Annotated in this window: 10 protein-coding genes; 4 read left to right on the top strand and 6 right to left on the bottom strand. The window is 60.5% G+C overall.

Features of this window, described 5'->3' with window-relative positions; genetic code table 11:
* Nucleotides 1–381: 381 nt before the first annotated feature.
* From QOC89_RS15435 to QOC89_RS15420, 4 genes are all read right to left on the bottom strand, one after another.
* Nucleotides 382–690, bottom strand: coding sequence for a DUF4148 domain-containing protein (locus tag QOC89_RS15435; protein ID WP_323045801.1), 309 nt, complete (start codon nucleotides 688–690; stop codon nucleotides 382–384).
* A gap of 333 nt (nucleotides 691–1,023) precedes the next feature.
* Entirely contained in the window at nucleotides 1,024–1,698 is a 675-nt protein-coding gene (locus QOC89_RS15430) for a response regulator transcription factor (protein WP_323045800.1), read from the bottom strand.
* 15 nt (nucleotides 1,699–1,713) lie between these two features.
* A complete protein-coding gene (locus tag QOC89_RS15425) occupies nucleotides 1,714–2,637 on the bottom strand; it encodes a LysR family transcriptional regulator (RefSeq protein ID WP_323045799.1) in 924 nt (307 codons plus the stop codon).
* Between the two features lie 348 nt (nucleotides 2,638–2,985).
* Nucleotides 2,986–3,360, bottom strand: a complete 375-nt coding sequence (locus QOC89_RS15420; RefSeq protein WP_323045798.1) for a hypothetical protein — start codon at nucleotides 3,358–3,360, stop codon at nucleotides 2,986–2,988.
* 763 nt (nucleotides 3,361–4,123) lie between these two features.
* On the opposite strand from QOC89_RS15420, the gene QOC89_RS15415 reads away from it, so the two are divergent.
* Entirely contained in the window at nucleotides 4,124–5,119 is a 996-nt protein-coding gene (locus tag QOC89_RS15415) for a GlxA family transcriptional regulator (protein ID WP_323045797.1), read from the top strand.
* Nucleotides 5,120–5,275: 156 nt separating this feature from the next.
* On the top strand, nucleotides 5,276–5,827 hold the full coding sequence (gene rfbC / locus QOC89_RS15410) for a dTDP-4-dehydrorhamnose 3,5-epimerase (RefSeq protein WP_323045796.1): 552 nt from the start codon (nucleotides 5,276–5,278) through the stop codon (nucleotides 5,825–5,827).
* 73 nt (nucleotides 5,828–5,900) lie between these two features.
* Here rfbC and QOC89_RS15405 read toward each other — a convergent pair whose 3' ends face one another.
* Nucleotides 5,901–6,791, bottom strand: a complete 891-nt coding sequence (locus QOC89_RS15405; RefSeq protein WP_323045795.1) for an EamA family transporter — start codon at nucleotides 6,789–6,791, stop codon at nucleotides 5,901–5,903.
* A gap of 102 nt (nucleotides 6,792–6,893) precedes the next feature.
* Between QOC89_RS15405 and QOC89_RS15400 the strand changes: the two genes are divergently transcribed.
* Both QOC89_RS15400 and QOC89_RS15395 read left to right on the top strand, forming a co-directional pair.
* The gene (locus QOC89_RS15400) at nucleotides 6,894–7,796 is read left to right on the top strand and encodes a LysR substrate-binding domain-containing protein (RefSeq protein ID WP_323045794.1); all 903 of its coding nucleotides are present in this window, start codon (nucleotides 6,894–6,896) and stop codon (nucleotides 7,794–7,796) included.
* Nucleotides 7,797–7,896: 100 nt separating this feature from the next.
* The gene (locus QOC89_RS15395) at nucleotides 7,897–8,526 is read left to right on the top strand and encodes a GNAT family N-acetyltransferase (RefSeq protein WP_323045793.1); all 630 of its coding nucleotides are present in this window, start codon (nucleotides 7,897–7,899) and stop codon (nucleotides 8,524–8,526) included.
* A gap of 261 nt (nucleotides 8,527–8,787) precedes the next feature.
* Here the strand turns inward: QOC89_RS15395 and QOC89_RS15390 are convergent, their stop codons facing one another.
* Nucleotides 8,788–8,949 carry a DUF1328 domain-containing protein gene (locus QOC89_RS15390; protein WP_007182451.1) on the bottom strand — a complete coding sequence of 54 codons (162 nt, stop codon included), beginning with the start codon at nucleotides 8,947–8,949 and terminating at the stop codon, nucleotides 8,788–8,790.
* Nucleotides 8,950–9,348 lie beyond the last annotated feature (399 nt).

Here is a 9,348-nt window from a genome sequence, read left to right as displayed (position 1 = left end):
CGAGGCCACGGGTTCTTAATGGACCCTTCCGGCGCGCACGAAGTGCGAGGCGGGAAGTATGACTGCCTGGTCACTGGCGTCGAATGTGCGAGGGCACTGATTCCAGATGTACCACTACCGCGACTGTGCGGGGGACCCGCTTATGAGCTGGCGGTGTGAGCCGCTTTCTTTGCTTATCTTTCTTTGCGGCGGCAAAGAAAGTAAGTGCCGCCCCGCACAGGGGCAACGCTAATAGACCACTAAGAAATCAAGGAAAGGCCAAAGAGCCAGTCCCAAGTGCCGCCCCGCACAGGGGCAACGCTAATAGACCAATACCAATTCAAGGAAAAGCCAAACAGCCAGATCAAGAAAACCCCACCGCCGCAGGCGCTCATTTTTTGTCTACGAACCAAAATAGATATTGCAGAAACTCACTGGGCCGACACAGTTGTCGGCGCCGGTGTTGGATGGCGTCGCCTTCTCCGCACGCACCAGTTCCTGATAGACCTGCGCGCGCGTTTTCTCGCCGGTGCCCTGACCGTAAGGCGGCACCCACGATCCTGCACTACTGATCGCAGCGCTGCTGTTCTGCGCCACTTGCGTCGTCGTCGCATTCTGTTGCGCCGGCGCCGGCGCCGTGGTCGATTGAGCGAATGCGGAAGCCGTTGCGATTGCGCCAATAAAAGCGATGGCAAATGTCAGAGATTTCATGTTCGTAATCCTCACAGATAAAATTGGACGGAGCCGATGCGCAAATCGCAATGCATTCGTGAATCGGTTGATAAGAGGATAGTCACCTGGCTTTAGCGGATCAGTGATCTACGCATGAAAAGATATTTATCTGTCGGAACGTCGGCAACGCGTCGATCTATTCGCTGGCGGCTTCGTCGAGCGATCGGCAGGCAGGTGTGGCATTGGCCGTGCGGCATCGGATCTGAGTGATGCAAGCTCGTCGCAAGTCCACAGCAAGGCGCTGCCGGCCTGCTTGAAACGCAAACGTCGCCGGCGTTGAACCAGCGACGTTTTTTTACCGCATTGGCCGCGTCAGCCGAGCAGATAGCCTGAGCCGCGAATCGTGCGAATCAATGGCCGTTCGCCGGGCATCTCGACTTTCTTGCGCAAGCGGCCTATGTGCACATCGATCAGGTTGGTGCCGGGATCGAAGCGGCAGCCCCACACAGCTTCGAAAATCATCGTGCGCGTGAGTACCTGGCCGGCGTGGCGCATCATGAATTCGAGCACGCGAAATTCGGTGGGCTGCAGATCGAGTTCGCGCTCCTGGTGGGTGACTTTGCGGCGCACCAGATCAAGTTCCAGCGCGCCGGCGCGCAGCAGCGTTTCAGCTTTGGCGTGACGTGGCCGGCGGCGCAACAGCACCTCGACGCGCGCGAACATTTCCTCGGGCGAGAATGGCTTGGTCAGATAGTCGTCGCCGCCGGCGCGCAGGCCTTGAATGCGCTGATCGACATCGGACAGCGCGCTCATCACCAGCACCGGTGTTTCCATGCCGACACCCCGCATGGTCGCCACGATGGTCAGGCCGTCGAGATCGGGCAGCATGCGGTCGAGCGTGACGACGTCGTAGTCGCCCGCCATGACTTTCGCCATGCCTTCGCGGCCGGTGCGCGCCACATCGACGGAGAAACCGCTCGCGCTGAGTGTGCGCACGATGTCGTGTGCGATCAACTCGTCATCTTCGATCGTCAATATTCTGGGCATGATGCGCGAGCCAGTTCAGGCCACCGCCCGCAGTGCAACCGCGCGATCCGGTGTGCGATATTGACTGACCGCGAAGTCGATGAAACTGCGCACGCGCATCGACAGGTAATTGCGTCCGGAGTAAAGAATCGACGTCTGGCGCGGGCCGCCGTTGATTTTGAACTGTTCCAGCACCGGCACGAGCAAGCCTTGCATGAGATCGTCGGCAATGATCGGCTGCGGCAGCAACGCGATACCCATATGGTTGAGCGCGGCCACGCGCACCATCGCGCTGCTCGTGGCGTTCAGCGCGCTGCCGGTGTTGACACGGTAGACGCCGTCGGCGTCCGCGAACTCCCAGATGCGCGACGCACCGTCGGAGACGCTCAGCAGGCCATGACGGTTCAGCGCCGCCGGATCGCGAGGGGTGCCGTGACGCGCCAGATAGGCAGGCGAGGCGACCGTGATTTCATCGATGCTGGTGAGCGTGCGGCTGACCAGCGAGGTGTTGGCAACGCGCCGGTCGTCGGAGAAACATACGTCGAAGCCGCCTTCCACCAGATCGATGGGCGTATCGAACGTGGTGACGTCGAAATCCACGCGTGGATGCAGCGTGCGATAGGCAGCGAGCAAGGCACCCAGCCCGGCGGCCGCGAACGTCATGGGCGTGGCGATCCGCAGCGTGCCTTGAGGATCGCGCGTTGTCTCGAGCAGGTTCGATTCCATTTCATCGAGCTTCTCGATGATCGCGCGGCAACCGTCAAGGTACTCGCGGCCCACATCGGTCAGCGAAAGACTGCGCGTGGTGCGGTTCAGCAAGCGCATATTCAGATGCGCTTCCAGGGTGCCGACGCTGCGCGTGACCGCCGCGGCCGACATACCTAACTGTCTCGCCGCAAGATTGAAGCTGGCGAGATCGACCACTCGCGTGAAGACACGCATCGCTTGTAGCTGGTTCATGTTGGGGCAGTAGAGAAGGACGATGGGTCCATCATCGGCGATCGCGGCTAACACCGCACTGCCACGCGCATTAAGTCTTTTTTAATTTTGTGCCATGTTCGCGATCTATATGGCGCGAGCCTGGAAGTCGATTACGATCGCGAACCAGGGCAAAGCGGGGCGACGCTCAAAAAAAGAGCGCGGCCGGAGCCGCGCTTTCGGAAATGACCTGAATGAAAGTAACCGCTGTGACGCGGCGAAAGAAGTATAGGTGCGGGGCGCCGCGAAGTGCGCCTGCAATCTGAAAGGCAGCCATGCACGAAACGCAACAGGCGTGCCCCGCGTTTGCAATTGCACCGATCCGGCTGATCAGTTGAGCATGCCGTGGACTTCGAGCGATGCTTCCAGTTGCTGTGTCAACGCCTGATGCAGCCTGGCGAGACTCTGGGTAGGGAGCGCGAAGCCCGCCCAGCCCAGACCGGAATGCCTCAGAAACAGCACGGCGCCATCATGCAGCGGATGCTTTTCAGTGTGCCAGCACGGATCGATTTCGATTACATACTGATGCGTGCGCAGCGGCTCCTTGGGCACTTCCGGGCGCATCGTGGCGCGCAGCACGCTGAGGTGTTCGATCACGGCGTCCAGGTCGGCTACTTCGAGCAGTACCGCACTGTCCTCGATGGCGATGCGAACCGCGTTGTGTCCATACTCGTTGACTTTCTCAATGCTCATGGGGCGCGACATTTCTCTGCTCCTTCCAGCTCTCACGGTGCCCAAATTATGGCGCCGCCTCTCTTAACCAAGTCTTAAAGAGCACGATCCAGGGATGAAACTTTGTTTAGGAAGGCAGGCCGGCATGATTTATGGTGCAGCGCGAAATCGTCTGAGGTTTGCTGGCGTGCAGCAAGCGGGCTGGGCATTAAGTCATATGTAAAAGAAGCCTGATGTTTCAAATAAGAAACGTTTTTAGTCGATTAAGTATTTCGTCGGGTAATACTTAATCGGCAATATTTCGGTAAGTGTGCGGTGCACCACATTGACACTGTCAGTAAATTCCCGGTTTGCGAATAAAAGCGGGATTGAACGTTCATTATTTGCGAGGTTCGAAGTTCATGTTTGAAACACTTTCTGATGCTCTCGCGGCTAATCGATACGCCAAAACAGGGCGATCCGCGATGACTCGAAACACCGGTGCCGTAGGCTTGAAAGCTATTGCGTATAAGCTTTTCAGGCACCGCGACCCGTGCCTTTCCGGTATGATCGATGGTGCTGTGCGGGCATATACCGGCAGTCATATGAAACACATAATAATGGTTTTCTTCATACATTCCATTTCTCGATGTGGATTTGTTTTTCAAATTTACTATAGCGAAGCATTCAGCTAACATCACGCATAATCCGTTAAGCGGCGTTGCCAGCGGTTTTCACCCGCCTGATTAAATTCGACCATATCGGCCCGCCGACGGGGCAGCGGGGTCCACAACGTACGACAGTTTGGGGAAACATCATGCCGCACATGCACCTGGATACTGCGAGGATTACCTGGTTACACACGCCCACACTCAACGTGCGTACTGCAGCGCGGCGAATCGGCGTGTTGCTGTTCGACGGTTTCTGGCTGCTCGGGCCTGGCACGGTGGTCGAGATGTTCCAGACCGCCAACGAACTCTCGGGTTCACGGGCCGGCGAAGAACCGCCTTACGAAGTGCAGTTTCTGTCGATGGACGGCGGCAGCGTCGCGAGTTCGTCATTGGCGCGAATCTGGACGGACCGTATCGACCCACGTTACAGCAGCGGTTTCGACGTGCTGTTCATCGCAGGCGGATACGGCGCACACGAGGCCGCGCTCGACGAGCGGCTGCTCGGCTGGCTGCGATCGGTGCAAACGCGTACCCGCGCGATCGAGACGATCGGTGAAGGCCGTCTCGTGCTGGAGGCGGCGGGGCCCGCGGAGCATGACGGCCTGCAGGTGAACCGCTATCTGGGCAGCGCCGCGATCGATCCCACTCGCAGCGCCGCCAATGATCGTAACGACTGTGCGCGCAGCGCGTTGATGTTCATCAAGCGTGACCTTGGCGCGGAGCTCGCGCGCAGCGTCGCGGATCGGGTGATGCCAGGCATGGCCGCTACATGGGTGCCGCTGCCCGCTGAAGGTGGCACGCTCAGCGTCGCCGAGAAAATCCGTGCCGCCGCGCGCTGGATGGAAGCGAACTGCGATCGTCCGGTGTCGGTTGCCGACGCCGCCCAGGTTGCGGCGATGAGCGAGCGGAATTTCCTGCGGCGCTTCAAGCATGAAATGCAGGTCACGCCGTCCGACTACCTGTTGCAGGTGCGGTTGCGGATTGCCTGCAATTTCCTGACGGAAACCGAACTGCCGGTCGACAAGATCGCGCGCCGCAGCGGTACCGGCAACGGTGATCGCCTCGCGAAGATATTCCGCAAGCGCATGGCGTTGTCGCCCACCGAATATCGCGCGCGCAGCCGGGTGGCGACCGAAGCGTAAGCAAGGGCAGCGCTGCGCCGTACACACGGCAACACCTCTGCGTGAACGGGTACGTGCGCAGCGACGTGCGTGGCGCCGCGCGTAATATCGTGTGCAGCGGCGCGTTCATCACCGGCCGTGTTTTCTCCGCGCAGGCTTCTTACGAGCACAGTGGCCATGGGCAACAAGGTAATGGCGACCGCATTGCCAGAGGTGAAACTCATCGAGCCCGAGGTGTTTTGCGACGAATTCGGCTTCTGCTTCGAGAGTTTCAGCGCGGATGAGTTTACCGACGACGTTTCGCACGGCTTCACTTTCGTGCAAGACCGTCATTTGCGGGCAGTACGTGGCGTGTTGCGCGGATTGCACTATCAGGTGCAGCGTCCGCAAGGCCGGCTCGTGCGCGTGGTAGTGGGCGAAGTATTCGACGTTGCCGTGGACGTGCGGCTCAATTCGCCGACCTTCGGCAAGTGGAGCAGTGCCCATCTGAGCGCGGACAATCATCGGCAGGTATGGGTGCCGCCGGGTTTTGCGCACGGTTTCGTCGTGCTGTCCGAGGTCGCGGAATGCCTCTGGAAGACCACCGAATACTGGTTCCCGGAACTCGAGCGCTGCATCTTGTGGCGCGACCCTGATATCGGCATCGAGTGGCCTATCGAGGTCGAGCCGATCCTCGGCGCAAAGGACGCAGCGGGCCGGCGTCTCTACGAAGCGGAGAATATCGCCTGAGCGTCACACCTGCGCCGTCCCTTTCGGCGCCGCTTGCAGATCGCCCGGCGCACCGGCGGCGATCGAGCGCCGTTCAGCGCGTTGCCATCACGGCACCCACACTCGCGGCGACCACCAGTAGCGTGCCTGCGATCTGCAGGACACCCATGGGTTGATGCAGCACCGCGAAGCCGGCCAACGCGCCGATCGCGGGTTCGGCACTCATCAGTATCCCGAACGATGCGGCCGGCATGTGCCGCAATGCCACCATTTCCAGCGCGTAGGGTAACAACGGAACCAGCACTGCGAGACCCGCGGTGGCGGCGATCTGACCTGCCGCGATATGGATGCCGCTTTGTGCGAGGCCGAATGGCGTGGCAACCAACGCCGCGGCGAGCAACGACACCGACAATCCTTCGAGTCCCACGAACACGGTGCCGGTCTTTTTCATCAAGACGATATAGCTGCCCCAGCCGAGCGCGGCCCCGAACGCGAGCAGTACGCCAAGCGGTTCGCCGATCCAGCCCGCGCGATCGCGCGAGAGCAACAGCACGCCGGCAATCGCCAATGCCGGCCACAGTAGCGCGCGCACGCGCCGCACCGAGAAAGTCGCTACGGAAAGCGGCCCCAGAAAGTCGATCGCGACGGCAAGCCCCAGTGGAATCCGCTGAAGCGCTGCGAAAAAGCACAGCGTCATACCGGCCATTGCCGTGCCCAATGCACCGGCCGCAAGCCAATGCGAGCGCGAGTAGGTGAACAAACGCGGGCGCACCAGCAGTGCAAGCACTACGGCCGCCCAGCAAAGACGCAACCAGGTGGTGCTGAGCGAGCCATATGCCGCCATTGTCGGCGCGGAGAGCGCGGCGCCGAACTGCACGCTCGACATCGACAGCACGCATAGGAGCGCTGCGCTCGCTGCCGCGCCGGCGGGCTTCGCGGGTGTTGGCGCGGAATCCAGCGCCGGTTTGATAGTGGTGTCCTGCATTGTGGCCTCGGTCCCGCCTTTCGAGTTCGTTGATCGCTATCTTATCGGGAAGGGCGGTATTAAGATTAGTTGATATTTCTTATGGCCACTTCAGGGAACGTGATGACCCGAGATCTCGACAGCAGTCTGCTGCGTGCGTTCGTGACGGTGGCGGAGACCGGCGCCATCGGTGTGGCGGCCGTGCGGCTTGCGCGGACCCAGGCGGCGGTGAGCATGCAATTGCGCCGGCTCGAGGAAGAACTGGGGTGCCGATTGCTGGACCGCTCGCCGCGCGGTGTGCAACTCACTGAAGCGGGACATCTGCTGCTGCCGTTCGCCCATACGATCCTCGGCGCGGGCGCCGATGCACGGCGCGCGTTGAGCGCGGGACAGGTGTCCGGCACAGTGCGGCTCGGCATGCTGGAAGACATCGCAGTCGGCCGGCTGCCGCGCGCGCTGCGGCGTTTTTCAATTGCTTATCCGCAGGTGGCGCTGGAGATCGTTGTCGATACCAGTCCGGCGTTGTCGAGCCGGCTTGCGGATGGGAGCCTCGACGTGGTGGTGGGCGACCCCGCACTGGTCGACTCGGTGCCGCTGCTGACGTGGACGCAGCCGCTCTTCTGGGTCGGCGCTCGTGGGTTTAGCCGCGACGGTGACGCGGCGTTGCCGGTGGTTGCGTTCGGCGGCGCGTGCTTGTGGCAGCAGCAGGTATTGACGGCGCTGCGGCGCGCGGGGATTGCGTGGCGCATTGTGTGCACCAGCACCAGTTTGCCGGCGGTGCAGTCGGCGGTGGAAGCGGGGCTTGGTGTGTCGGTGCTGCTCGACGGCAACATCCGTCCGGAGTCGATGCGCGTGCTCGGTCAGGCCGATGGATTGCCCGCTGCGCCCACCGCCGATTTCGGGCTTTTCATGCGTTCGGTTTCCGGCGCCCAGGCGGCGGCCATGCAGACGTTGCAGACGTTTCTTTGCGAGGAATTGCATCTCGGGTTACGGAAGGATGAGCCGGCTGTGTTGTGCACGGGATAACTGGCAGCCCGTCCCATGTGAGTTTTTACGACATTTTTTCTTGAGACGCTTACGCGGGAAACCTACACTCCGTGCATCTTGATAGCGCGAGGTGCTCAACGTGAAGCGACCTGCAACGACGCAGCAATCCGTCCGTATCGACTACCTGTGTCACGGCATTGGCCGTGTCGAACTGCGCCGGTTCGATCCGTCGCGCGATTCGTATGTTGCGTTGACTGCGCTGTTGCATCGGGCTTTCACACGGCTCGGCACGATGGGGTTGAATTGCACCTGTGTGGATCAAACGGTGGAGACGACACGTTCACGCGCGACGCGGGGCGATTGTTACGTTGCGGTGTGCGGCGGACGCATTGTCGGCACGATGACGCTGTATGCGCCGGATCGTGATTCAACCTGCGAGTTGTATCGTCGCGACGATATCGCCAGTTTGCGTCAGTTCGGCGTGGAGCCCATGTGGCAGGCACGGGGCATTGGTACCTTGTTGATCGCATTTGCCGATCATTGGGCCGCGACGCGCGGTTATGCGGAGCTCGCGCTCGATACGCCGCGACCGGCCGCGCACCTGATTGCGTTTTACAGAGGGCAGGGGTTTCGGATCGTCGATTTCACACGCTTCGATGGCAAGCGATACGACAGCGCGATCCTGAGCAAGCCGCCGGTGGTGACGCGAACGCTCGCTAACTGGTCGCATCGATTGACGGTGCCGGCGAGGATTGCGCGTGCTGCATGACGAGTGTTTCTTGTGCGCTAGCGTGCTTGAGGTGCTGAGTTTGCGGCTTCTAGGTTTCTGATTGTTATTGGGGTGCTTGAGGTAATCGGGCGTCAGTGCTGCGATGCGCTGCGGATGTGGAGACGGGCGACGTACGGGGTTGTGCGGTAAAAACCCCGGCGTGGGCAGCAACTATTGCAATACCGTGTGGCAAGTATTGCAACGAGTTGCTGGTCCTCGTGCCGGGGTGGATGTTTCTTCTTGCTTCGGTGGATGCGGTGGTTAGCGTCGCATCACGCCCATCAGCAAGGTGACGAGGAAGATCACCACGAAGATGAAGAACAGGACCTTGGCGATTTCCGTTGCGCCCGCGGCAATGCCGCCGAAGCCGAATACCGCGGCGATGATCGCGATGATGAAAAAGATTGCAGCGTATCGAAGCATGGGGCCTCCCACCGATGGATTGCTGGAGTGAAATAAAAACGGCGGCTCGTTGTGGGCACAGCGTGCTTTGACGGTTTTTTGCCGGCGAGCGATATGAAGCAATAGGTGTGCCCGGGGGGCTGGGTTGTTTGTTCGCCTACGGCGTTGGCCTTTCCTTGAATTGATATTGGTCTATTAGCGTCGCCCCTGTGCGGGCCGGGCACTTACTTCTCTTTGCCGCCGCTGTCGAAGAAAAAAACGGCACCCCGAGCTTTCATCCCTTCGCTAACGTTTATTGAACTTTACTAAATCTGACAGTGGTCGGTTTCTCGTGCTGTTTGCGCTGGCGCGATGGGCGTAGCCCGGAGCGACAATGCAAACAGCAAACCGCAAGGAGTCCGCCATGACTCAGGAACAGAA

Source organism: Paraburkholderia sp. (assembly GCF_034668105.1).
Lineage (GTDB): Bacteria > Pseudomonadota > Gammaproteobacteria > Burkholderiales > Burkholderiaceae > Paraburkholderia.
The sequence above is the reverse complement of the archived record's forward strand: the minus strand, read 5'-3'. Positions and strand labels throughout refer to the sequence as shown.

Excerpts from the sequence above, each read along its gene's own strand:
- QOC89_RS15420 (WP_323045798.1), bottom strand. The coding sequence starts at position 3,360 with ATGTCGCGCCCCATGAGCATTGAGAAAGTCAACGAGTATGGACACAAC.
- QOC89_RS15425 (WP_323045799.1), bottom strand. The coding sequence starts at position 2,637 with ATGAACCAGCTACAAGCGATGCGTGTCTTCACGCGAGTGGTCGATCTC.
- QOC89_RS15415 (WP_323045797.1), top strand. The coding sequence starts at position 4,124 with ATGCCGCACATGCACCTGGATACTGCGAGGATTACCTGGTTACACACG.
- QOC89_RS15400 (WP_323045794.1), top strand. The coding sequence starts at position 6,894 with ATGACCCGAGATCTCGACAGCAGTCTGCTGCGTGCGTTCGTGACGGTG.
- QOC89_RS15435 (WP_323045801.1), bottom strand. The coding sequence starts at position 690 with ATGAAATCTCTGACATTTGCCATCGCTTTTATTGGCGCAATCGCAACG.
- rfbC (WP_323045796.1), top strand. The coding sequence starts at position 5,276 with ATGGGCAACAAGGTAATGGCGACCGCATTGCCAGAGGTGAAACTCATC.
- QOC89_RS15430 (WP_323045800.1), bottom strand. The coding sequence starts at position 1,698 with ATGCCCAGAATATTGACGATCGAAGATGACGAGTTGATCGCACACGAC.
- QOC89_RS15405 (WP_323045795.1), bottom strand. The coding sequence starts at position 6,791 with ATGCAGGACACCACTATCAAACCGGCGCTGGATTCCGCGCCAACACCC.
- QOC89_RS15390 (WP_007182451.1), bottom strand. The coding sequence starts at position 8,949 with ATGCTTCGATACGCTGCAATCTTTTTCATCATCGCGATCATCGCCGCG.